The following is a 25,321-nucleotide window of genomic DNA, read 5'->3' on the forward strand; positions in this document are numbered from 1 at the left end:
AAATATTTTATATCGCTGATATTTAGTCAAAAACACGCTCAAAATGCTCATCATTTTATTGTATGCAAAGAGTAAACTATGCTTTTTCACCCATTTTTTCCTCGTCTGAGCACAGCGAAAAAGATCAGGAACAGGCTCGAAGAATCAATATGTTTGCTTATGACTTGTTCGAAATTTATTGCGCTCGCAATCTTCCTGTACTCTGTTGTACACTCCAAAGAACAAGGCTGGGGCATCTTACTTCGTACATAAGCTACGGTTTCTCAAGGAATCTAGTATCCTCACAAATATTGTAGACAATGCTCAATTGTTAAAAATTTTAAAATAAAACGCTGCAGGAGATGATATATGGATAACAAAAAAGCAACGCTACAGATAGGGAACAGGAAGAAAATCACATTGGATGTCCTTTCGGCGACTGTAGGTACTGAGGTAATCGATGTCCGAACCTTGGGTAGTGAGGGCTATTTTACCTTTGATCCTGGTTTTACTTCTACCGCATCATGTGAATCGAAAATCACTTTTATTGATGGCGATAACGGCATACTGCTACATCGTGGTTTTTCCATCGAGGAGTTGGCCGAAAAATCGACTTATTTGGAAGTCTGTTACATCCTGCTGTACGGTAAAACGCCGACTAAAGAGGCGTTCGCAACGTTCAAAACCACCGTCACCCGTCATAGCATGATCCACGATCAGATTACACACCTGTTCCGTGGTTTCCGTCGTGATTCACACCCAATGGCGGTACTTTGTGGTGTCACCGGCGCGCTGGCTGCCTTCTATCATGATGCTCTGGACGTAAATAACGAGCGCCATCGTGAAATTACCGCTTTCCGCCTGTTATCTAAAATGCCAACTGTCGCGGCAATGTGTTACAAATATTCAATAGGCCAACCTTTTGTTTATCCTCGTAACGATCTTTCTTACGCTGCTAACTTTTTGCACATGATGTTTGCTACGCCTTGCGAAGAGTATAAAGTTAATCCAGTGCTAGAGAAGGCCCTGGATCGGATTTTTATTTTGCATGCCGATCATGAGCAAAATGCTTCAACCTCTACTGTGCGTACTGCCGGTTCTTCTGGTGCTAACCCCTTTGCCTGTATTGCTGCGGGGATTGCTTCACTCTGGGGGCCTGCTCACGGTGGTGCTAATGAGGCTTGCTTAAAAATGTTGGAGGAGATCGGAACCGTTGATAAAATTCCTGAATATATTACACGGGCTAAGGACAAAGATGATCCTTTTCGCTTGATGGGCTTTGGTCATCGTGTGTATAAAAGTAATGACCCACGAGCTAAAGTGATGCGTGCAACCTGTCATGAAGTATTGGATGAACTCAAGATGAAAGACAACAGTTTGTTTAAGGTAGCACTAGAATTGGAACGGATCGCGTTAGAGGATCCGTATTTTATTGAAAGAAAATTGTACCCGAACGTAGATTTTTACTCAGGTATTATCCTCAAAGCAATGAAAGTTCCTTCTTCCATGTTTACTGTATTATTCGCCATCGCTCGAACTATCGGCTGGATAGCACATTGGAAGGAAATGCATGACGAAGGCGTTAAAATTGCCCGCCCACGCCAGCGCTATACGGGTCATGAGAAACGCGAATTTACTAGCTGCTCAGAATCTATTTGAAATCGTCACAGGTAACGCCCCTATTCATCATGGATCCACTTCTTGCCAAATTGCTGTGTAGCACGGGATTTTGAGATAGATCGAGCGCGGCACAGTGCTTACAGTCCTCATTTTGTATTTGTATAAAGAACCAAATCTCCAGGAATAATTTGAACAATACATATTCTTAACTAATAATTGATTTCATGCATGCAGTATTTACTCATCTCTGTCATTGGGTAATTGATTCGGCCTTTTGTGAAGCCCCGATCTGTCATCTTGTTCGACATCTCAAAATAGGAAGAATTTATGAAGCTTTTGAAAATCTTTGCGATATTGTGTGTTACTACGATGCTGACCTTTGCGATAGCGTCTTGCGCACCAACGAACAAATCAGAAGGTACTGGCGGTTATATTGATGACACGGTAATCACCACTAGAGTGAAATCAGCCCTATTCGGGACAAAGAATTTTAGATCTACAGAAATTAAGGTTGAAACTTTCAAACGTCGAGTACAATTAAGCGGTTTTGTGACTTCAAAACAGGCTGCCGACCAAGCAGTGAAAATCGCTCGTAGTGTTCCGGGGGTGAAATCTGTCTCTAATAAAATGCAAGTTAAATAACTGCACTAGGGGGTGAACTCGCCCCTTGCTATTGTGCTTGGAGCCTGTTCGAAATCTCTTGTGCTCACTGATATTTTGTCAAAAACGAGCTCAAAATACTCATTTGCTCCCTTTTTTTGTATACAAAGGGTAGACCGCGCTTCTTCGCCTGTTTTTTCCTCGTCTGAGCGTCGCTCAAGAAGATTTGGAACAGGCTGAACAGGCCCTTACAACGATTTTGAACAGGTTCTTACGTAAAACGCAAAAAAAACTCCAATAGACTTCTTTCGGAACCGTAGCAAGTTTATCCGCTATCCTCAATTCACAGAAAAAACAAACATAACAGGGTATAATCACTGGCTGAACATTATTTTATTTTCGAATCCAGAGGAGTACTTACATGCCGATCACGGCTAATATCTTGCACCGTGACAGTTTTAATTTTGCGCGCAGTCAATTGTTCAACATCCTGTTGTTAGCGTTACTGACCGCCTTGATTACCGTCATACTGAATCAGGTATTGATTCCTGATGCTGAGCAATTAAAAATTTTGGGTACAGTGAAGAACGATTTTGGATCATCGAAGGGGATGGGGATCAAAGAGATGGTGCAACTGATGACGCCTGAGCAGCAGATGGTATTGCTCAAAGTATCAGCTGCTGCCGCGTTTTCAACCTTGCTAGGCAATGTACTACTGATCGGTGCCATGCTAGCCCTGATGACACTGGTATCTCAAGGGCATCGCGTCAATACATGGCAGGCAGTGGGTTTTTCACTCTCAACGTTACCACGTTTGTCTCTGCTGATATTTATTTGTACACTATTTATCCAATTTGGACTGGCATTATTTGTTGTACCTGGTATTGCCATTGCCTTGGCCGTCTCTTTGACGCCAATCATTATCACCAATGAAAAAATCGGAATTTTCGCCGCCATTAAAAGCAGTGCGAAATTAGCTTTTGCCAACATACGTTTGATAGCTCCAACGATGATATTGTGGTTCAGTGCGAAATTATTGTTATTGCTACTAATTAGCCGCGTAACCATCTTCACACCCATAATCATGGATGTGATATTAAGCACACTGAATAATTTGCTATCCACGCTACTGTTAGTCTACTTATTCCGCCTGCATATGCTGCTACATAATGGTTAATTTTGCGATAGACTACGCATTTAATCACATTCGCTGTAGTCGGCGATATACAAATGAATGGATTGTTTAATGAAGCAGCTTCTAGATTTTCTCCCATTGATCGTGTTCTTTGTTTTTTACAAGGCATACGATATTTTCGTCGCTTCCGCTGCATTGGTAGTGGCCACATCATTAGCCTTAATTTTTACCTGGATTAAATATCGCAAAATAGACAAAATGACACTGATCACCTCGGTTATGGTCATTGTTTTCGGCTCTCTGACCTTTGCTTTCCACAGCGATCTATTTATTAAATGGAAAGTCACTGTGATTTATGTTCTCTTCTCTGCTGCCTTGTTAATTAGTCAATGGGTGCTGAAAAAACCGCTGATTCAAAGCATGTTGGGACGAGGATTGACATTGCCTGATATTGTGTGGTCAAAACTCAATCTGGCCTGGGCATTATTTTTCTTAGGTTGTGGTGCGATCAATGTCTATGTCGCATTCTGGCTACCACAAGATATATGGGTGAATTTTAAAGTGTTTGGTTTGACAGCGTTAACAGTGCTATTCACCATTGTGAGTGGCCTGTATATTTATCGTCATGTACCGGAAAGCCAAAAAAAATCTTAGGATTGTGAGCACCCCGTAACGCGAAATTCGCAGCACGTAGTTTGCGGTATCTAGTCGATTTTGCAAGAAGTCTATTACAAAGTAAAATATGCCTATTGAGGTCAAATCCTGGTGTGTTTGCTACCTGGTGCTGACTTCAGTAGCCATTGATAGCCCATTGATTTTAAATTTAATTACCATTACATAGCCCTTGAACGCAATAGATTCGTAACGCCATTTTTTCATCACTTTTTTCACTTCGCGCTCAAAAATATTGCGCGGAGTGGCTTGCAATACCTTCACATTAATCACTAACCCATTTTCATCAACGTCGTACCTCACTTTAACTTCACCTTCAATGCCTGCCGCCCAAGCACGCGCGGGATAAACCGGTTTAGCTCTGCTGAGTGCTTTGGGCTTGATTGTTGTTGGATCTCCTGAGACAGTTTCTGAATTCCCTGAGGCTGTCGCTGAATGCTTTGAGATTGCTGTTGTATTCTCTGAAACTGTTGTTAAGTTCTTTAGAGTTGACGCTGTCGGTACCGATTTTGCTGCTGCATTTTTACTGATCACCTTGGATCGTGCCGATTTAACGAGCGGATCATTCACCAAAGGTTTCGCTTGCGTCATCTTGGGGATTGTGGCTTTCAGGGATTGGCTCTGCGATTTTCCTACCACAGCTTGAGTTACGGACAGCGATTGAGGAACCGGCGCAAAAGTGGAGATATTCACTCTGGTGACAGCAGAGGGCACTTCTGTAATGTCGGGAAAAATCGGCATATCTTGCACAGAAACATAAAGCAATGCTGTAATTAGACTAACATGTAATACTGTGGAGAGTATTGCAGGCCATATAATTCGGTGGTCCGGAAAAATTTTTATTTGCTGCATAGTGACTGGATATTTTCTCATGCTGCTAAGTTTAAATGTAAATAGCAATCATATTCAATAAGGATTATTCTTTAGTCTGTACTATCACGCAATCAATATAGATTTTTATTAGAACCTGTTCGAAATCTCTTGTGCTCGCTGATACTTCGTTAAGAACGAGTTTAAATGTTCATTTACTCTATGACCTCACATAACGAACTACGGTTTTACAAGAAGTCTATTAATCTAAGTTCTTTTAAGTTAAGGAATTTATGCAAGAATAATAGGATAGGTGGTTTCACTATTTAATTGCTGTTGATAAATACAGTAATATTGGTTTTCCAATAGGATCGCTGCCCTTATGATCACGTTTTATACTGTAATCAGTTGGCTTTCTTTTTTCTGTTACTGGTTGCTTGTTGCCGGGGTAACACTACGAATACTAATGAAACGCCGTGCTGTTCCTTCAGCAATGGCGTGGCTGTTGATCATCTATATCCTGCCATTGGTTGGGATCGTCACTTATTTTTTATTTGGTGAATTACATCTTGGGAAGAGGCGTGCTGAACGTGCCAAGTCAATGTGGCCCTCTACTGCTAATTGGTTAAAAGCACTAAAAGATTATCAGCATATCTTCGCCACCCAAAATAGTGAAGTAGCTATCCCACTGTTTAAACTGTGTGAGCGACGCCAAGGGATTAGTGGTGTTAAAGGTAATCAGCTACAGCTACTCACTCACGCTGATGACACCCTCAAGGCATTGATTCAAGATATCGAACAGGCTCGTCATAATATAGAAATGGTGTTTTACATTTGGCAATCTGGTGGGTTAGTTGACCAGGTAGTTGAATCATTAATAGCTGCCGCGAGCCGCGGAGTGCATTGTAGGCTGATGTTGGATTCTGCTGGTAGCCGACAGTTTTTTCGCAGTTCTTCTCCTATGAAGATGCGTAATGCGGGTATTGAAGTCGTCGAAGCACTAAAAGTTAATCTATTCCGTGTCTTTTTACGGCGGATGGACTTACGCCAGCACCGGAAAGTTGTGTTGATTGATAATTTTATTGCCTATACTGGCAGTATGAACATGGTTGATCCGCGTTTCTTTAAACAAAATGCGGGTGTAGGGCAGTGGATTGATTTAATGGTTCGGATGGAAGGTCCAGTCGCTACAACTATAGGGGTAGTCTATGCTTGTGACTGGGAAATCGAAACAGGTAAACGGATTTTGCCTCCTCCACCCGATGTGAATGTCATGCCTTTCGAACAAAAAAGCAGCCACATTATTCAGGTCATTGCTTCAGGGCCAGGCTTCCCTGAAGAATTGATCCATCAGGCACTGCTAACGGCGGTTTATGCTGCACGTCGGCAGTTGATTATGACCACACCTTATTTTGTTCCCAGTGACGATCTACTACATGCTATCTGTACCGCCGCGCACCGGGGGGTTGATGTTAACATCATTGTACCCCGTAATAACGATTCTATGATGGTGCGTTGGGCAAGCCGCTCGTTTTTTGCTGAACTGCTGGAGTCAGGAGTAAAAATTTATCAATTCGAAGACGGTTTATTACACAGTAAAAGCGTGTTGGTTGATGGGCAACTGAGTTTGGTCGGTACCGCTAATTTGGATATGCGTAGCCTGTGGTTAAATTTTGAGATTACCTTGTTGGTCGATGATGCTGCTTTCGGTAGCGATTTAGCAAGGGTTCAGGATGATTATATGGCACGTTCGGTTCTGCTCGATGCAGAGCAATGGGCGAAACGTTCTGTCAGATATCGAGTGACTGAACGGCTCTTTTATTTCTTTAGTCCATTACTATGACACACCATGCCGTTTCTTCTTCGAATAGGTTCTTAATCTATTTTAACCTTAAGGCAAGCGACCGCATGACGAAAATTCTCCGCTAGTGTTGGTCGTGTTTTAACACATTCTGCTGTCGCAATTGGGCAACGTGTATGGAACACACAGCCAGAAGGTGGGTCGATCGGCGAGGGAAGTTCACCTGCCAATAACTGGGTTTTTTTTGCGCGTTCTTTATCTGGATCAGGGATCAGCATCGCTGACATCAGTGCTTTGGTATAAGGATGTTGTGGATTATGGTATATCTGATCACAACTCCCTAGTTCTACTGTATGCCCTAGATACATCACTAATACGCGATCGGAAATATGCTTAACCACAGACAAGTCATGAGAGATAAAGATCAATGATAATCCCATATCCTGTTGTAATTTTTGTAATAAGTTAACCACCTGTGCTTGAATAGATACATCCAGTGCTGATACAGGCTCATCACATATCACTAGTTTAGGTTGCAGGATCAGTGCGCGAGCAATACCAATACGCTGGCATTGACCACCGGAGAATTCATGAGGATAACGATTGATAAGATTAGACAATAAACCAACCTTTAACATCATCGCCTTAACGTTATCTTGCATTTTTTGACGTGACATTTGCGGATGATAAGTACGTAGCGGCTCGGCGATTATCTCGCCGATAGTCATCCGTGGATTTAAAGAAGCAACCGGATCCTGAAATATCATTTGAATATCACGACGAACGGTACGCCATTCAGTGGCCGTCATACTAGGCAGATTTTTACCTAACCAGGTCACACTGCCTCCGCTGGTTTTAACCAGGCCAATAATTGCCCGAGCAAGGGTAGACTTGCCACAGCCAGATTCACCAACTATTCCTAAGGTTTCCCCTTGATAGAGATTCAAGGTCATGCCATCAACTGCTTTTAATGTTTTAGCCGGTTGCCAGAACCACTGTGTATTGTCTTTAATATTAAAATAAACTTGCAGATCAGTTATTTCGAGTAATAATTTTTTATCTGCCACAATACTTACCTTCAACGGGTTTAAAACAGGCTCGTAAACGGCCTGAACCAAAATGTTCCAATGAAGGGATCGTCGTCGAGCAGCGTTCCATAGCATATTGGCAACGTGGCTGGAATGGACAGCCCTTGGGTAAATGCAACAGATTCGGCGGATCACCAGGGATGGTGATCAAAGAGTCGCTTTTTGTATTTAAGCGCGGAACGGCATTGAGTAAACCAATAGAATACGGGTGGCCTGGACGGTAAAAAATGTCTCGTGTCTGTCCATATTCCATGATTCTCCCCGCATACATCACCAATACTTTATCGCAAGTCGCGGCAACTACGCCGAGATCATGGGTGATCATAATCATTGCTGTATTAAATTCATGTTTTAGATCATTGAGTAAGGCTATTATTTGTGCTTGTACTGTTACATCCAATGCTGTGGTTGGTTCATCTGCAATCAATAACTTAGGGTTGCACAACAACGCCATGGCGATCATCACCCGTTGACACATCCCTCCCGAAAATTCATGGGGATACATACGCATACGCTTACGCGCTTCTGATACTTTAACGGCATCGAGCATACGGATTGATTCTTCAATTGCTTCACTGTGACTTATCTTTTTGTGTAGACGCAAAACCTCTGTTAATTGTTTACCGACGCGCATATAGGGATTCAATGAATTCATTGGATCTTGAAAAATCATGGCGATATCTTTCGCCCGCATTCGGTTGAGCTTTTTCTCCGGCAAATTCAAGAGCTCACGGCCATTAAACTGAGCCGATCCGGCAACCTGAGCGTTAGAAGCCAGCAACCCCATTAAAGCAAAGGCAGTTTGTGATTTACCCGCACCCGACTCACCAACAATCCCGAGTGTTTCTCCTGAAGATAAATCAAAATTAAGATTATCCACTGCCGTTACATTACCGTCAGTTGTCGAAAAGGTGACCCTAAGATCCGTCACTTTAAGTAATACCGATGAGGTGCTGGATGAATGATCAGCTGTAGTTATCATCGTGCCACTCCAGTGTGATCTCTGGGATCGAGGGTGTCACGTAAACCATCGCCGATAAAGTTAAAACAAAACAGCGTCACTATCAAAAAAGCGGCTGGGAACAGCAGTAACCACGGTGCTACTTCAATTGCACTCACGCCATCACTTAACAATGCCCCCCAACTCGTCAAAGGTTCCTGAGTGCCCAAACCGAGAAAACTTAGAAAAGATTCAAACAGGATCATTCCTGGCACCAGTAATGAAGCGTAGACCACCACCAAACCCAGTAGATTTGGCACAATGTGACGTAATATGATACGGCGTGTGGAAACACCGCCGATCACTGCCGCTTCGATGAATGATTTACGTTTCAGACTTAATGTTTGACCTCGTACAATACGCGCCATATCGAGCCAGGAAACCATGCCGATAGCGACAAAAGTAAGCAAAATATTCTGACCAAAAAAAGTCACTAACAAGATCACGAAAAATACAAACGGAAAGGAATTAAGAATTTCCAGTAGGCGCATCATCAATGAATCTATTTTCCCACCTAGATAACCAGAAAGTGAGCCATATAAGGTGCCGACGATCACGGCGATCACCGCAGAGGCCAGCCCAACCAATAACGAGATACGACCACCTATAGCCATGCGTACTAGCAAATCCCGTCCAGACAAATCAGTACCGAAATAATGACCGTTATCAAAATTCGGTGCTGTGGCGATGCTATCCCAATCAATATCGTCATAGGTAAACTGAGCAAACAGTGGCACCAGGATAACAAAAAAAGTAACTAACATGAGAACAGACAAACTGACCATTGTGGCACGATTATGTAGAAAACGACGGCGAGCATCCTGCCACAGACTGCGTCCGACCACATTAGGGCTGTCATTAAAAATATCCAGCGTGGTAATATTTTTTTTACTTAACATCGGTGCCCTATATTTTAATAAATTGTTTGCGAAACCGTAGATTAATAACGGATTTTTGGATCGATAGCAGCATATAACACATCAACAATCGCATTAAATAAAATAGTTAAGCTTCCTAGTAAAATCGTCAAGCTAAGAACTAATGAATAATCACGGTTTAATGCACCGTTGACAAACAACTGCCCAATACCCGGCAAACCAAAAATGGTCTCAATTACCATCGAACCGGTAATAATACCAACAAAAGCCGGTGCCATATACGAAAGTACTGGCAACAAAGCTGGTTTCAACGCATGGCGTAACACAATAATACGTAATGGTATGCCTTTAGCCCGCGCAGTACGAATAAAATTTGCATGTAACACTTCAATCATCGAACCACGGGTAATACGTGCAATACTCGCAATATAAGAAAGAGATAACGCAACCATAGGCAAAATAATAAATTGTGGTGAGCCACCATTCCAACCACCCGCAGGTAGCCATTGCAATATAATAGCAAACACCAAGACCAATAATGGAGCAACCACAAAACTTGGGATAACTACACCCGTCATGGCTAATCCCATGACGGTATAATCCCATACTGTATTTTGCTTAAGAGCAGCAACTACACCTGCACTAATGCCACAAATTACCGCGAATAAAAATGCCACGCCTCCGAGTTTTGCCGATACTGGAAAAGAAGAAACGACTAAAGTATTGACCGTATAATCTTTGTATTTAAACGAAGGGCCTAAATCACCTTGTGCTAATTGAAGTAAATAACTGAAATATTGCTTATAAATGGGATCATTGAAATGATATTTTGCTTCGATGTTGGCCATCACTTCTGGAGGAAGATGACGTTCATCGGTAAAAGGACTACCAGGAGCAAATCGCATCAGAAAAAATGAAAAGGTAATCAAAATAAAAAGTGTCGGAATTGTTTCCAAAATGCGGCGAAGAATAAACCGTAACATAGCAAGTACCTGTGTTTGCCGTTTTGACTAGCACTTTATATTACCAGTTGCAGTGAAGCACTCGCCACTTTATTAACATGTCTTATCTATTCACTGTTTAGTAAGTATCTTAAAGGTGCTTTGGAGCTCTACTTTTTGGTTGTAAAATTTGTCGGTAGTCTAACAAAGAATTTTCATTGATAAAAATTATATTAATGAAAATGATTATCAATGAAACACATACTCAGTAACCTATTAGTGAAACAATATTGAGACGCTATTTACAATAGACTGATAAATATAGGGAGATAAAGCATTTCGTTAGCAAACAATAAAAAAAGTGAAGTAACTGCTACTTTTATTGTCGGCTGAAGCATAATGGTCAGGGAAAAGAATTTTCCCTGAGCAATAAGCAAACAGGGCGATTATTTTTCTTTGAACATTATTTTTATCTTTTGTCATACTGTTACAATTTCCTCACTTCTAATATCTACCACGAACAGGTAACTTAATGACAAATCATGTTTTTATATAGTATCAGTTTGTAACAATTTTATGGTTTTTCCTGGTGTTTTCGCTTGATAATGAAAAAATAATAGTAAATACTCCGGGTTTATTAGTAACGAGCAAAAATATTGCACTTTAAAAGTATCATTTTTATCGTGCTAATCAAATTGCCTATTGCAGAAAATAACGTAGCATTCTATTATTATCTGCATGCCCCCACTATGATTATTAATTTGAGACTAGGACTAATGAGCGAATTATTAAAAACACTTAACAACGTACGTACCCTGCGTGCTCAAGCGCGTGAATGCAGTCTTGAAACATTGGAAGAAATCTTCGAGAAATTAAGTGCTATAGTTGAAGACCGCTGTAAAGAAGCAGAGGAAGAGAGGGAAAAATCTGAAGAACGTGCACATAAAAAGCTTGAATATCTCAAAATGTTAGCTGCCGATGGCATTGAACCTGCTGAATTGCTGCAAGGCACTGCGTCGTCCAAAGATACAAATAAAAAACAGCGTGTACCACGTCCACCTAAATATAAATATACTGATGAAAAAACTGGCGAAAGTAAAACCTGGACAGGTCAGGGACGTACTCCTGCAGGGATTAAAGAGGGGCTAGAACAAGGCAAGTCGCTGGAAGACTATCAGATCAAATAATATTATGTTGTCTGTTTTTACGCGATAAAAAATACCCTCCTCAATCGGGAGGGTTTTTTTTATCGCGTTCCGAGTATTTTGTCGTTTAATCAATTTCATCTAAATTGGATTTTATTTCATTAGCGGCTTAACTGATGCGCCTCTACCAATGGCATAATAAATAAACTCTTGGCTATGTAGTCGTTCTGGATCGTATAAATTACGGCCGTCAAAAATAACGGGTTGCCGTAATTTATTTTTTATCATGCCAAAATCGGGTGCTCGGAAATTCTGCCATTCAGTACAAATAATCAGTGCCTCAGCTCCCTGTAAGGCAGCTTCCTTAGTCTTCATCAATTGGAGATCTTTACGCTTCCCATAAATACGTGCGGCTTCATTCATTGCCTCAGGATCATAAGCGTGAATAATAGCACCGGCTTTCCATAGGGTTTCCATCACGATACGGCTAGGTGCTTCACGCATGTCATCCGTATTAGGTTTGAAAGCGAGTCCCCAAAGTGCAAATATTTTGTTTGTCAATGGGTGACCAAAATGCTGAAAAATAAATTGCGTCAATTTATATTTCTGCTGGTTATTAACGGCTTGAACAGCCTGTAACAATTTAGGTTGATAAGCATTATTTTCAGCTGTTCGAATCAATGCCTGGACATCTTTGGGAAAACAGGAACCACCATAACCACAACCAGAATAGATAAAGTGATGACCGATGCGTGAGTCTGAACCAATCCCTTGACGCACTTTTTCAATATCAGCACCGAATAACTCAGCCAGGTTAGCCATTTCATTCATAAAACTAATTTTAGTGGCCAGCATACAGTTAGCCGCATATTTAGTCAGCTCAGCACTACGTATATCCATCAATATCATGCGATCATGATTGCGATTAAAGGGCTCATACAATTCACGGATTAACTCAAGCACTTCCTTATTATCACTGCCAATAACAATGCGTTCTGGGCGCCGACAGTCAGCAACTGCTGCCCCTTCTTTTAAAAATTCGGGGTTGGATACTACGTCGAAAGAAATCTTTTGACCACGTTGCTGTAAAATCGTCTCTATTACAGTACGGACTTTATCTGCCGTACCTACCGGAACTGTTGATTTATCAATGACAACTTTGCGATCATTCATGTGGTTAGCGATGGTTTCAGCCACTTGCATAACATATTGCAGATCGGCAGTGCCATTTTCATTAGGAGGTGTACCGACAGCAATGAACTGGATAATACCATGTGCAACACCGGCTGCTTCATCGGTAGAAAAACACAATCTACCCGCAGCAACGTTATTTTGTACTAAAGGAGCCAACGCTGGTTCATAAATATCAATCTGACCTCCTTGCAGCTTTGCTATTTTTTCAGCATCGACATCGATACAGAATACATCATGTCCTACTTCTGCTAATACTGCTGCCTGAACCAATCCCACATAACCAACGCCAAAAACTGTTACTTTCATGGTTTCTGTCCTAAATAGTAAAATCCACGGCTATCATAGCGCCATAAAGCGGCGAGACTATATCAGTTAGCCTTTAAAGTACATAGAGTTGCTATCGACTGGGTCGTGCCCGCTCGTCAGTGGCGGATATTATTTTTGCCGTTATAACGTTGTGGAAAGAGAATTGCAAAGAAGCGCTACACTTTTCAGGAAGGGTTATTTTCAGAGTGTGGAAAGCGTCAACCGCAAACCACTGCCACCACCCCGTACCTGACACTCCCAAGATGCACAATCTTGGCTAATCTGCTTCAGGTAGGCTGTATTTAAGGTACCTAGTGGCATTCCATTGTCCAGCTGAATTTTGTTTTTTCCGATATTGATACTGGCCTGTAAACCGGCAGAAATCAGGCTAAGATTTTTGTATTCAGAATGATAATATCCGAGTAACAAGGGGAACTGGCCATCAAGATGTGTGCGGCGTAACAATTGATTCAGCTGTTGCAGCAATGCCGTCATTTGTGGCAAACGTCGTTTTTGTTGTGCTAAATGCTCCTGTAAAACACCGTTAAATAATACACGTAACAACAGGGCGGCTAATACACCGTTATTACCGGCTTTGGTAATATCCAGGCAATAAAATGCTAATTCGTTATTAGATAATGCAGCGATATCAAGTACCAAACCCGGCTGCTCCACGGCAGTCAATTGTCGATAACGGATTTTGCATTGAGCCATTGTTTGTTGCAGTGGTGGCTGGAGTTGAAGCAATAATTGAGCCGCTTTTTGAGGATCTTTACGTAATTCGTCCCAGTCCTGATCAAGTTCCCTTCTTTCAAGGGCTGGGGAAGTAAACAAGTCAGAATAAAGGCAGGCTAATACTGCTTCACGTAAACGTGCAAGATCTACTATAGGTTTTAGCAGTACATCCTTGACTCCCAGGCGTAATACCTGAGCGATATCTGTCATTTTATCCGTTGCAGAAATAATCAACACCGGAATTTTTATCCCCTGTGCTAACAGACATTCGACAAATTCAATCCCACCCATCTCTGACATAGTCAGATCACAAAGGATCAGATCTAGGGCATGCTCGTCGAGTACTCTCAATGCTTCCCGCCCATTAACCGCCTGATATATAGAAGCACCAAGTGAGCTTAAATAACCAGCCAATACTGAGCGAAAAACAATTTCGTCCTCCACGATTAAAATTTTTTTATTTATTAATGGCTTTTCCACGGATAGCCTCTCTTACCCTGCTTACTGTAAATAGTGGCTCAAAATGAGCACTTGTGCTTGCCACAATGTGGCATGACCCCAGTTTTTTTCTCACATTGCGATCTTCTTTGCATTTTTTATAAGAAGTAATTATCACTCTTATTTTATCAATTCAGCATGTTATACCGATGGTTTGATTAGATTTTGGTGATTAAATAATAATCCTTGGTAAATACCTTGGATGAAGTAGTAACCATGTTAAAACATTTTTAGTAAACAGCTATTCTATTAATTGACAATCTTTAATTTTAGGTAAATAAATCCGATACAACCGTAATATCAATTAATTTATAACTGGTTAAAAAATGGAATACACTCTCGTACTATGATTTCAAAACAAGGTCCCCTGGCGCACAAAAGTCGTGCAATTGGTTGTTTTATTAAAAACTATAGATTGACATTTTTAACATAATCAATAAGCTTATTTAGCGCACTTGAGGGTGATTTTGACTGGTAAAAATAAAGATTATTTTCACTGAAAATTTCCTTGGTAAAGGGTACAAAGGTCAGCGTAGCATCCCGATCAAAGTCATCAATAGTAGAATTAGTGATAAATATGTAGTTCCCTTCGTGCATAAATTCTGAACAACATGCTGTGTTATCGACTTGGGTTATCTTATTATTGGAAACATGATTGGGTACCTGTTCTTTAAGCGATTTGATAAATTTACTTTTATATAAAATAGGATTACATAGCCATATATTATCGTGCAGCAAACTCATAACGTCCTTACTTTTATTAATGATATCTTTCTTTGCATAGACACCAATAGCAAAACCCTGTACTTCTCTTATTAATGAAAATTTATCACATATTATTTTTTCTGACGTTATAATCAATATGTTACCATCATAATCAGGGAGGTCAGTGGCATTTTCAACGTTCATTCCAAGGATATTAGGCTCTATATTATTCCTTTTTGCCTCTTTGAATATTGCGCTTAAAATTTTTGATTTTCCCCAGTCATAATATATATTTACCGTGTTGGTAAAATTATCAGTCGCATATTTTTTTGTAATCTCTTTTGCTTCCTGGTACAACCCTTTTAAATCATTGTAGAGAATAGTACCTTCGTTAGTTAGTCTCATACCAAATTTTTCTCTTATAAATAATTTTTTCCCCATACAGCACTCGAAATCTTTAACACCTTTTGCTACGGGTGGTGTTGTTCGGTTCATCTCCCTAGCTGCCTGACTTATTGATCCATATTTAGCCACTTTCATAAATGCTTCAAGTTTTATTGAAAAAATTGAGAAAAACATAATTCACCAATCCTCTTTTTGTTGTGAAAAATATTTTATGTTTATAGCTTTAACAAAACAGATCATCCACTCCGATTTGTATAATCAAGTAATAAAATCATCCTTTAGATTAAAAAATGAAATTTTCGAATTGTGGAATCTCTATTGAAATAAATTTCAATACTGTAAAAAACCACACTATTGTAAAAATAATAAATTTAAATCCTAGCGTGTTAATCAAAATCTATTAAATTCTCATATAAAGCCACAATGAAACTAATTTTTAACAAATTTATTAATATAATACTATGATTTTTAACAGTTATTTTTTGGCTGGGATGTGACAATAATCGTTAATTGAAATTACTGTATGATGTGCTAATAAATTTTATTTGGTACTTCTTTAGGGCATAAATTTTTTGTTTTGCAAAAAATGGTAAAAATTTCAACAAAAAAATTGATGAAATTCGTTATAGAATATCAAAGAGTTAATATAGAAAATTTTATATTACAATCTGTTACCTGGATATATTGCAATTTAGTCTGGTTTTTTTTCTTTAAAAATAAATTTCTCTTTTTTTCTCCTGATAAAATCTGTGCAAAATTCATGTAAGCTTTCGAAGCATTACAGGCAATTTAATACCATTAAGATTTAAGTTACCTCTCTAGGGAATCTTGCGCGGATAACATTTTGATCAAATATCTGTTAGCATTCGGGCACATTTATACTAAAAAACGGCCGCAAGAATGAAATTCGTTTCTTTCAATATTAATGGGTTACGAGCCCGCCCCCATCAACTCGCAGCAATTGTTACACAGCACCAACCTGATGTGATTGGCCTACAGGAAACTAAAGTTCATGACGATATGTTTCCCTTGGAGGAGGTTAGCCAACATGGATATCACGTGTTTTATCATGGACAAAAAGGACATTACGGCGTTGCACTGTTAACCAGACAGCCGCCGCTAGCTGTACGACGTGGCTTCCCTACCGACGCCGATGATGCGCAACGCCGTATTATTATGGTTGATTTGCAGACACCAAGAGGCATCTTAACGGTAATTAATGGTTATTTTCCACAGGGAGAAAACCGTGATCACCCTACCAAATTTCCAGCCAAAGAAAAATTTTACGGTGATTTACAGAATTATTTGGAACAATATCTTTCTGATGACTCTCAGGTTTTAATTATGGGCGATCTAAATATCAGCCCGACAGAACAGGATATTGGTATTGGTGAAGAAAATCGTAAGCGCTGGTTACGTAGCGGAAAATGTGCTTTTTTACCGGAGGAACGTGATTGGTTAGCTCGCTTGCAAAATTGGGGGTTGATTGACACCTTTCGTACAAAATATCCTGAATGTAACGATAGATTTTCCTGGTTTGATTATCGTTCACGTGGCTTCGATGAAAACCGTGGACTGCGTATTGATCTATTATTGGCGAGTCATCCCTTAGCAGAACATTGCATCGCAACGGGTATTGATTATCAGATCAGGGGCATGGAAAAGCCCTCTGATCATGCTCCCGTATGGTCGGAATTCGCTTTTTGAACAACTAGTGAGTTAGCCGTTGCCAAATGAGTGGATTCGTCCTGACACTATTTTTATCCCGTGTGCACTGTAGTGATATACCACCTGGTATTTGTAATATTGCGCCTTCGGTATAACTTTGATTTTGATAGACACAGCAACGAATACAAGGATTACTATTGTTGCTATTAGTTGTCACCGGGTTTTTCAAAAGTTCGGCAGGCAACGGGACCACGAGGTTAACGTTGTTACCTTCAACCGCAGAAGCTACTGAGGAGAACAACAGAGTGCATACAATAAAGCATAACAATGCCACTTTTTTTATCATCAATTTTTTTATTGTGCCTTCTATTGACAATGCTTTCATCATCTATTTCTTCCTCAGTTTGGTAGACTGGCGTTTCTTCTCTTTCTTAATAGCCGTTACTGGGATGTCAGGTAATCCATTAAATACCGGAGATGAACTCTTTTGTTGTGCTTGATAGATTAAACTTTGTAATGTGGCTATTAAAGGTTGCATAAAATTTTGATAGCAACAACTTTTTTCGCTTATCTGTGTTAGTGTTGCTTCCCAGCGTGCTGTCATATCAGCACCGGTCGCGATAGCAGGCAATGCATGAACTAACGCCCTACCAGTAAGGCTGGAATGAATGTAACGGCCTTTTTTAAATAAAAAAGTACGTTTGAAAAGTAACTCAATAATACCTGCCCGGGTTGCTTCAGTACCTAAACCGTCGGTAGCACGCAATACTTTTTTCAATTCTTTATCCTGTACAAAGCGTGCAATCCCAGTCATAGCCGAAAGTAAACTTGCATCAGTAAAGGGGCGTGGAGGCTGTGTTTGCCGTTCGACTAATTCTCCTTTTTCACAGAGTAATTCATCCCCTTTTTTGACAACCGGTAGTGGTGTGCCTTCGTCTTCTTCGTTGCGTTCTTTGTTACCGAGTAATGTTCGCCAACCTGCAGCAATAAGGAAACGTGCTTTTGCTATAAATTTACCTCCCGCGATCTCCAGTTCAATGACACATTTGCGAAATTGCGCATCTGGGCAAAATTGCATCAGATATTGCCTTGCTACCAGGCCATAAACTTTGCTTTCATCTGGAGTCAGATTAATTTTGCGGGCAAGTGAAGTTGGGATAATAGCATGATGTGCGTCCACTTTTTTATCATCCCAGCAACGGTTACGGCGCTCGTCATCGATCACTGATAGTGGCAGCAGAGTGGGTTGATGGTGCTTGATAGCATTGAATACCGCATGGCGTTCAGCAAAGTGCTCTTTGGGCAAATAGCGGCAATCCGAGCGAGGATAAGTAATTAATTTGTGGGTTTCATACAAACGCTGACAAATATCGAGCACTTGTTGCGCACTTAAAGTGAAACGCTTGGCAGCTTCTATCTGCAATGTCGATAAAGAAAAGGGCAGTGGTGCGGTTTCTAATTCTTTTTTATCACTGTATGAAGTAACCCATGCTGGCTGCCCGGTAATGCGATTAATGACATGTTCCGCCAATGACTTATGTAATAACCGCCCTTCTTCATCCTGATAGCTTTCACAGGCATCACTAGGCTGCCAGAAGGCAACGAAACGTTCTTGTGCGAGAGTGATGATATGCGCTTTGACTTCAAAAAAGTCTTTTGCGACAAAATTTTCAATCTCTTCATCACGACGCACTACCAATCCTAATACTGGGGTTTGTACCCTTCCAACTGACAGTACACCATCATACCCAGCACTACGACCAAGAAGGGTATAGGCACGAGTCATATTAATGCCATATAACCAATCCGCTCGTGATCGTGCCAATGCGGATACACAGAGCGGGATAAACTCATGGTTATAACGTAATTGTTTTACCGCCCGTTCAACTGCCGATGGGTTGAGATCATTGATCAGGCAACGACGGACATTCTGCCGCATTGAAGGTGTCAATGCTAAATAATTGAGTACTTCGTCTACCAGCAATTGTCCTTCACGATCCGGATCACCGGTATGAACCACATCATCAGCTTGCTGTAATAACTTTTTAATCACATTGAGCTGTTTACTTACCTCTGGTCGCGGCCGCAGTTGCCATTTTTCAGGAATAATAGGTAAATCAGACAATAACCAGCGGACATAACGACTATGATAGGCATCCGGTGGTGCTTGCTCTAATAAATGCCCGATACACCAAGTCACCATATGATGATCACCACAGGCGATAAAACCGTCACCACGTTTATGCGGTTTGGGTAATATATCAGCAATAGCACGCGCTAAACTGGGTTTTTCGGCAATAAAAAGCTGCATTATCCACCCTAAGAGATTGCACAAAATTTAAAAATGAGTAGTGGATCCTGATCAATTCTTCTGATAGCAATTTTCATTTTAAGCTAAAAATAACATATATTGCCGGTTTGGTGTCAATAATTGCTAATTAACAGAGTTGGCAAGATAATTAAGGCTGACATTTATTTTAGGGATGATTAGGATGTGACTACCTGTTAAATTTGTATTGGAGACTACATGCGCATTTTGTGGCGATTTATTGCCGGTACTGTCCGGCGTACGTGGCGTTTGCTCAATTTTGTCAGAGAATTTTTCCTTAATTTATTTTTTATTCTGTTGATTTTAATTGGTATTGGCCTTTATTTTCAGTTTCAAAATAAACCCGCGGATCCTGCCAAGGGCGCGTTATTAGTTGATTTAAGTGGTGTTGTTGTCGACAAACCGATCGTGAATGATAAATTACGAGAATGGGGTCGTGAGCTGCTGGGATCTTCCAGTACCCGTTTACAGGAAAACTCTTTGTTTGAGGTAGTAGAAAACATCCGCCAAGCTAAGGCTGATGACAATATTACCGGTATCGTGCTGTCGTTAAATAACTTTGTCGGTGCAGACCAACCGTCATTACAATACATGGGTAATGCGTTACGCGAGTTTCGTGACAGCGGTAAACCGATTTACGCCATTGGTGATAGTTACAATCAGATTCAGTATTATCTGGCCAGTTTTGCCAACAAAATTTATCTATCGCCACAGGGCTCGGTTGAACTTCAAGGTTTTTCCAGTAATACCCTCTACTATAAATCGTTGTTAGATAAGCTAAAAATTACGACCCATGTCTTCCGTGTGGGTAGTTATAAGTCTGCGGTTGAGCCAATGATCCGTGATGACATGTCTCCGGAAGCACGAGAGGCGAACAGTCGTTGGATAGAAGGGTTATGGCAAAATTACCTGATAGAGGTAGCTTCTAATCGAAATCTCAGTAAAGAGCAGCTGTTCCCAAATGCGGCTACCGATATTGTGAGCCGATTGCAGGCCGTTGGTGGCAATTTAGCTCAGTATGCATTGGATCATAAACTTGTCGATCGATTGGCTTCTCGTTCCGCTATAGAAGCCGAATTGACTGACATTTTTGGTTGGGATAAACAAAATAACGATTTTAACTTTATCAGCATCTACAACTATCAAACAAAAGAAAAACCACAGCAAGATAGCCAAATAGCGGTCATTCTGATCAATGGTGCTATTGTCGATGGCTTGCAGACGCCAGGTAGCGTCGGTGGAGATACTGCCGCCGCACAAATCCGCCAGGCACGCCTAGATCCTAAAATTGAAGCCGTTATCTTGCGAGTAAATAGCCCGGGTGGCAGTGTTAACGCCTCTGAAGTGATACGTTCAGAATTAGTGGCGCTCCGTGCCGCAGGTAAACCACTGGTAGTTTCTATGGGCGGAATGGCCGCATCAGGGGGCTATTGGATTTCTACTCCTGCTAATTATATTATCGCTAATCCAAGTACTCTCACTGGTTCTATCGGTATTTTCGGTGTGATCAATACCGTTGATAAATCACTCGAGAGTATTGGTGTACATACCGATGGAGTAACAACTTCACCGCTGGCGGATGTTGCCACGACCAAGGCACTTCCCTCTGAGTTTAGCCAGATGATGCAAATCAATATCGAGCATGGCTACCAAACTTTTATTAATTTGGTTGCTACTGCCCGTCACAAAACACCTGAGCAAGTCGATCAGATTGCTCAGGGGCGTGTATGGATGGGATCAGATGCTAAAAATAACGATCTGGTCGATCAATTGGGCAATTTTGATGATGCGGTGAAAAAAGCGGCTGAGTTGGCGAAGCTTGATAACTATGAATTGCAATGGTTTGTTGATCAGCCTAGCCTGAGTGATATGATTTTGAGCCAAATTGGCGTTTCAGTACAGGCAATGCTACCTGCTCCGTTGTCTGCTGTGGCGACCGTGGTGAAGGACCAAACGGATTCGTTCAATCAATTTAATGATCCGCAAAACCGTTATGCATTGTGTTTAACTTGCGGCGATATTCGCTGATAAGCCCTTGATTTCTTGTATCTAGCCCGGCAGTAGTCGGGCTTTAGATCTATTGTGGTTTCAATTTAATCAGCATTGGATGAGTAAACTGCTGTTGTAATTTCTGTTTGCTTTTTATCACCATCTGACCGTCAGTACCGATACTCATATGTTGAGCTTCATGGTTGTAGCGTGCTTGCCACAGCATAATCATTTGCAAACTGTTCTCTTTCTGTGTTGATGTCAGCACATTCCCATCTGACCATTTGCCCAACTCCACCGCCTGTAGTAGACGTTGGTAAATTTCAGGGGTGATACTGGCAATTAAATCATCAAGTTCCATCAGACATCCTTAGTAAAACATATATCAAGCTAAATCGATTCTTTCTCTAGAACCTATTCGAAATCTCTTATACTCGCCGTGTTTTGGTCAAGTAATTCGTCAAAAATAGGCTCAAAATACTCATTTACCTCCTTTTTGTTGTATAAAGAGTAACTGCGTTTTTTCGCCCGTTTTTTCCTTGTCTGAGTGTCGCTTAAGAAGATTTAGAATAGGTTCTAAGTGAACACCGGAATACAGGGCGTCATGATAACGAAAAATTCGTCATAATTCATAACTCCCTGTGTCTGATTTTAATTTATAACGCGTATTGACACGATTCCACTTGACGCTTGCTGAGGTTTTTGTAATTTTACTCGCCACTTTTGTATTCATTAAGACATAGCGGATGGAATATTATGACTATCAAAGTAGGTATCAATGGGTTTGGTCGTATCGGTCGCATTGTTTTCCGTGCTGCTCAACAACGTTCTAACATCGAAATCGTCGCGATTAACGATTTGTTGGATGCCGATTACATGGCCTATATGCTGAAATACGATTCTACACATGGTCGTTTTGACGGTACTGTAGAAGTAAAAAACGGTGATTTGGTGGTTAATGGTAAAACTATCCGTGTTACCGCTGAAAAAGACCCTGCTAACCTGAAATGGAACGAAGTTAATGTTAGTGTTGTAGCAGAAGCGACAGGGCTGTTTCTTACCGATGAAACCGCCCGTAAGCATATCGCGGCGGGAGCCAAAAAAGTGGTGCTCACTGGCCCCTCTAAAGACGATACACCGATGTTTGTCATGGGGGTTAATCATAAAACTTACGCTGGGCAGGAGATTGTTTCCAATGCTTCTTGCACCACCAATTGCCTGGCTCCGTTAGCAAAAATCATCAATGATAAATTTGGCATCGTTGAAGCGTTAATGACGACGGTACATGCAACCACTGCGACACAAAAAACAGTGGACGGCCCCTCTCACAAAGATTGGCGTGGCGGACGCGGTGCATCACAGAATATTATTCCTTCTTCCACCGGTGCCGCTAAGGCAGTAGGCAAGGTGATCCCTGAACTGGAAGGAAAATTGACAGGGATGGCTTTCCGCGTGCCAACAGCGAACGTTTCCGTTGTTGATCTCACAGCACGCTTAGCGAAATCTGCGACTTACAGAGAAATCTGTGCAGCGATTAAAGCGGCCGCTGAAGATGAAGATAAAGATGGACTAAAAGGAATCTTGGGCTATACAGACGATGAAGTTGTCTCCAGTGATTTCAATGGAGAACAGCTGACTTCAGTGTTTGATGCCAAAGCCGGTATTGCACTGAACGATAATTTTGTAAAACTGATTGCCTGGTACGATAATGAAACCGGTTACTCGAATAAAGTGCTAGACCTCATTACCTATATCAGCAAATAATGAATCTTTATTCCGATCTGACTTGAAAACCACCTACGGGTGGTTTTTTCATCAATCAAGATGTGATACGACAGGGACTCTTGCTGCTAACGCACACATGAGTTCATAGCCGATGGTGTTTGCCGCTGCCGCAACCTCATCAATCGATAGATTTTCTCCCCATAACTCTACCTTGCTATTAATCCCTGCTTGAGGGCAAGGCGTTAAGTCTACGGCTAACATATCCATGGATACCGCCCCTATAGTATGGGTTAAAATACCATCGACGATGATAGGTGTGCCCTGGGGCGCATGGCGAGGATAACCATCGGCATAACCGCAAGCCACGATACCAATACGCATGGCAGTTTTGGTATGGTAACAGTTACCATAACCAACACCGGCACCGGCTTCCAGGGTCTGCACAGCCAATAACTTTGAATGTAAGCTCATTACAGGGCGTAATCCTGTATCCTTAAGAGTGGTAACATGACCGTTGGGTGAGGCACCGTAGAGAATAATCCCTGGGCGTACCCAATCATAATGTGTCGATGGATGCCATAAAATAGCAGCAGAATTCGCTAAACTACGTTCAACAAGAATACCCTTACAACTTTCCTCGATAAAGGTGTACTGATCTTGTATACCCACGGTGTTATCAGCATTAGCAAAGTGGCTCATCAGCGTTATCTTGCTAATATTATTGCTCGCTTTCGCTTCTTGCCAAATTTTATACATAGCTTCGCCGGAAAAGCCTAAGCGATTCATCCCACTGTTTAATTTCAAATAAATATCCAATGGTGTTTCCAACTTTGCCTTTTTTAGCGTGGCTAATTGCCAAGCGTTATGCACTGTTGTGGTCAGACGATACCGATCCAACAACGGCAAATCCGATGCTTCAAAAAATCCCTCCAGCAATAAAATCGGCTTTTGCCAGCCTTGTTCACGCAGAAAAATAGCGTCATTCAGATCTAACAGGGCAAAACCATCAGTCGTGGCCAAACTTTGCCAAACACGAGCTAGACCATGTCCATAAGCATTGGCTTTTATTACTGACCATATTTTAGCCTTTGGCGCATAATGTCGTACCACCTTCAGATTGTTACTCAGAGCAGAAAGGTTCAAAATGGCAGATATTGGACGTGGCACGATACTTCCTTAAATAAGAGATGATGTTAGAACCTGTTTAGATCGTCATGAGCGAAAAAGCACAACAGACTTTTTTTTTTACTGACATTGCATATCCTGCCAAATAGCTCTGCTGTTTTTATTGTAAATTCGTAGACAATCTATGATTTGTTCGTGATTTTTTTCTTTACATAAAGCTGCTAATCGACAGTAAAAACTCGTAGCCAGTTTACGTGCTTCAGGATTCGAAAAATAATAACGCCCCATCTTGCTATAAAGCCCTTTCAATCCATTTAGAATTAAACCATAAATGGGGTTACCTGAAGCGAAGGCCAACGCCCGGAAAATATTACAGTCTAGTGTAGTAAACGCTTCTGCGTGATCTTCCACGTTTTCAGCCGTTGCCAAAATTTCTTGCGCTTTATCTGGGTTTTTGCAAAATGCGGTACCTACGAAGAGAGAGGCGATGTTAGTGCGTACTGTCAGTAAGTGCTCGAGCAAGTGCGGTGTGCTATCGTTATCCAACCTTGCTAACGTTTCCAGAATATTTAAACTCGATGTTTCCCAAAAATTATTGACTTTTGTCGGTTTACCATGACGGATGGTTAACCAACCATCACGCGCCAAACGCTGCAAAACCTCCCGTAGCGTGGTGCGAGTAACACCAATAAGCTCTGAAAGTTCCCGCTCCGCTGGCAGAAATGAATCCGGTGGAAAACGTTTTTTCCAAATACTTTCAATGAGATATTCTTCAGCGAAACCGGCAGGACTTTGCGCTTTTATGACCATCTGCTATAACATTCCATAACGATATTTATCGGCGAATTGATGACACTCATCATACCAGATGAAAATACGGTTTCAAAAGAGGTCTGTTAATTATTAGACTTCTTGTGAAACTGTAGTTCGTTATGTGAAGTCAAAGCGCCTGGCATGCAGTAATCGTAATACA

The 25,321-nt window shown here is 41.2% G+C and carries 22 protein-coding genes; 9 read left to right on the forward strand and 13 right to left on the reverse strand.

The features are described from left to right. Positions 1–348 precede the first annotated feature (348 nt). The 4 genes from AAHH42_RS03175 (at position 349) to AAHH42_RS03190 (ending at position 3,988) form a co-directional block, all read left to right on the forward strand. Positions 349–1,638, forward strand: coding sequence for a citrate synthase (locus AAHH42_RS03175; protein ID WP_072549901.1), 1,290 nt, complete (start codon positions 349–351; stop codon positions 1,636–1,638). A gap of 288 nt (positions 1,639–1,926) precedes the next feature. Continuing rightward, positions 1,927–2,241: a BON domain-containing protein gene (locus AAHH42_RS03180; protein ID WP_072549902.1), complete on the forward strand. Its 315-nt coding sequence runs from the start codon at positions 1,927–1,929 to the stop codon at positions 2,239–2,241. 379 nt (positions 2,242–2,620) lie between these two features. Further along, positions 2,621–3,376 carry a YciC family protein gene (locus AAHH42_RS03185; protein WP_072549904.1) on the forward strand — a complete coding sequence of 252 codons (756 nt, stop codon included), beginning with the start codon at positions 2,621–2,623 and terminating at the stop codon, positions 3,374–3,376. Positions 3,377–3,445: 69 nt separating this feature from the next. Then, a complete protein-coding gene (locus AAHH42_RS03190; protein ID WP_342221669.1) occupies positions 3,446–3,988 on the forward strand; it encodes a septation protein A in 543 nt (180 codons plus the stop codon). 120 nt (positions 3,989–4,108) lie between these two features. Here AAHH42_RS03190 and AAHH42_RS03195 read toward each other — a convergent pair whose 3' ends face one another. Continuing rightward, positions 4,109–4,858, reverse strand: a complete 750-nt coding sequence (locus tag AAHH42_RS03195; protein ID WP_072549906.1) for a TonB family protein — start codon at positions 4,856–4,858, stop codon at positions 4,109–4,111. A 340-nt stretch (positions 4,859–5,198) separates the two neighbouring features. Here AAHH42_RS03195 and cls point away from each other — a divergent pair, with 340 nt between their 5' ends. Beyond that, positions 5,199–6,659, forward strand: a complete 1,461-nt coding sequence (gene cls / locus AAHH42_RS03200; RefSeq protein WP_072549907.1) for a cardiolipin synthase — start codon at positions 5,199–5,201, stop codon at positions 6,657–6,659. 32 nt (positions 6,660–6,691) lie between these two features. On the opposite strand, the gene oppF is transcribed toward cls, so the two are convergent. Genes oppF through oppB form a run of 4 tightly spaced genes read right to left on the reverse strand, consistent with a single transcriptional unit; the run spans position 6,692 to position 10,566 of the window. Further along, on the reverse strand, positions 6,692–7,684 hold the full coding sequence (gene oppF / locus AAHH42_RS03205) for a murein tripeptide/oligopeptide ABC transporter ATP binding protein OppF (RefSeq protein ID WP_425286311.1): 993 nt from the start codon (positions 7,682–7,684) through the stop codon (positions 6,692–6,694). After that, the gene (oppD, locus tag AAHH42_RS03210; protein WP_072549909.1) at positions 7,674–8,687 is read right to left on the reverse strand and encodes an oligopeptide ABC transporter ATP-binding protein OppD; all 1,014 of its coding nucleotides are present in this window, start codon (positions 8,685–8,687) and stop codon (positions 7,674–7,676) included. Before oppD ends, oppF begins: the two co-directional genes overlap by 11 nt. Then, the gene (oppC, locus tag AAHH42_RS03215) at positions 8,684–9,604 is read right to left on the reverse strand and encodes an oligopeptide ABC transporter permease OppC (protein WP_072549910.1); all 921 of its coding nucleotides are present in this window, start codon (positions 9,602–9,604) and stop codon (positions 8,684–8,686) included. The genes oppD and oppC overlap by 4 nt, the downstream gene beginning before the upstream one ends. 41 nt (positions 9,605–9,645) lie before the next feature. Further along, entirely contained in the window at positions 9,646–10,566 is a 921-nt protein-coding gene (oppB, locus tag AAHH42_RS03220; protein ID WP_342221670.1) for an oligopeptide ABC transporter permease OppB, read from the reverse strand. A gap of 734 nt (positions 10,567–11,300) precedes the next feature. On the opposite strand from oppB, the gene AAHH42_RS03225 reads away from it, so the two are divergent. Further along, entirely contained in the window at positions 11,301–11,711 is a 411-nt protein-coding gene (locus AAHH42_RS03225; RefSeq protein WP_072549918.1) for an H-NS family nucleoid-associated regulatory protein, read from the forward strand. Between the two features lie 111 nt (positions 11,712–11,822). Here AAHH42_RS03225 and AAHH42_RS03230 read toward each other — a convergent pair whose 3' ends face one another. The 3 genes from AAHH42_RS03230 to AAHH42_RS03240 form a co-directional block, all read right to left on the reverse strand. Further along, positions 11,823–13,169, reverse strand: a complete 1,347-nt coding sequence (locus tag AAHH42_RS03230) for a UDP-glucose/GDP-mannose dehydrogenase family protein (RefSeq protein WP_342221671.1) — start codon at positions 13,167–13,169, stop codon at positions 11,823–11,825. 201 nt (positions 13,170–13,370) lie between these two features. Beyond that, on the reverse strand, positions 13,371–14,384 hold the full coding sequence (gene rssB / locus AAHH42_RS03235) for a two-component system response regulator RssB (protein WP_072549913.1): 1,014 nt from the start codon (positions 14,382–14,384) through the stop codon (positions 13,371–13,373). Positions 14,385–14,810: 426 nt separating this feature from the next. Beyond that, entirely contained in the window at positions 14,811–15,686 is an 876-nt protein-coding gene (locus AAHH42_RS03240; RefSeq protein WP_342221672.1) for a LysR family transcriptional regulator, read from the reverse strand. Between the two features lie 726 nt (positions 15,687–16,412). On the opposite strand from AAHH42_RS03240, the gene xthA reads away from it, so the two are divergent. After that, a complete protein-coding gene (gene xthA / locus AAHH42_RS03245; RefSeq protein WP_072549915.1) occupies positions 16,413–17,219 on the forward strand; it encodes an exodeoxyribonuclease III in 807 nt (268 codons plus the stop codon). Positions 17,220–17,223: 4 nt separating this feature from the next. Here xthA and AAHH42_RS03250 read toward each other — a convergent pair whose 3' ends face one another. Together AAHH42_RS03250 and AAHH42_RS03255 are read right to left on the reverse strand one after the other, a co-directional pair. Next, a complete protein-coding gene (locus AAHH42_RS03250) occupies positions 17,224–17,526 on the reverse strand; it encodes a DUF1496 domain-containing protein (protein ID WP_072549919.1) in 303 nt (100 codons plus the stop codon). 42 nt (positions 17,527–17,568) lie between these two features. Then, complete coding sequence (locus AAHH42_RS03255) at positions 17,569–19,491, reverse strand: DNA topoisomerase III (RefSeq protein WP_342221673.1); 1,923 nt, start codon at positions 19,489–19,491, stop codon at positions 17,569–17,571. A 216-nt stretch (positions 19,492–19,707) separates the two neighbouring features. Here AAHH42_RS03255 and sppA point away from each other — a divergent pair, with 216 nt between their 5' ends. Beyond that, positions 19,708–21,537: a signal peptide peptidase SppA gene (sppA, locus tag AAHH42_RS03260; RefSeq protein ID WP_342221674.1), complete on the forward strand. Its 1,830-nt coding sequence runs from the start codon at positions 19,708–19,710 to the stop codon at positions 21,535–21,537. A gap of 49 nt (positions 21,538–21,586) precedes the next feature. Here sppA and AAHH42_RS03265 read toward each other — a convergent pair whose 3' ends face one another. Further along, positions 21,587–21,859: a YeaC family protein gene (locus tag AAHH42_RS03265; RefSeq protein WP_342221675.1), complete on the reverse strand. Its 273-nt coding sequence runs from the start codon at positions 21,857–21,859 to the stop codon at positions 21,587–21,589. 395 nt (positions 21,860–22,254) lie between these two features. Here AAHH42_RS03265 and gapA point away from each other — a divergent pair, with 395 nt between their 5' ends. Next, positions 22,255–23,262 carry a glyceraldehyde-3-phosphate dehydrogenase gene (gene gapA, locus AAHH42_RS03270; protein ID WP_072550393.1) on the forward strand — a complete coding sequence of 336 codons (1,008 nt, stop codon included), beginning with the start codon at positions 22,255–22,257 and terminating at the stop codon, positions 23,260–23,262. 51 nt (positions 23,263–23,313) lie between these two features. Here gapA and dadX read toward each other — a convergent pair whose 3' ends face one another. Both dadX and fadR read right to left on the reverse strand, forming a co-directional pair. Beyond that, positions 23,314–24,390 (reverse strand): catabolic alanine racemase DadX, encoded by a 1,077-nt coding sequence (dadX, locus tag AAHH42_RS03275; protein WP_342221676.1) that lies wholly within the window; start codon positions 24,388–24,390, stop codon positions 23,314–23,316. Positions 24,391–24,468: 78 nt separating this feature from the next. Then, positions 24,469–25,158, reverse strand: a complete 690-nt coding sequence (gene fadR / locus AAHH42_RS03280) for a fatty acid metabolism transcriptional regulator FadR (protein ID WP_072550391.1) — start codon at positions 25,156–25,158, stop codon at positions 24,469–24,471. Between the last annotated feature and the right edge of the window lie 163 nt (positions 25,159–25,321).

Source organism: Candidatus Fukatsuia endosymbiont of Tuberolachnus salignus (assembly GCF_964030845.1).
Lineage (GTDB): Bacteria > Pseudomonadota > Gammaproteobacteria > Enterobacterales > Enterobacteriaceae > Fukatsuia > Fukatsuia symbiotica.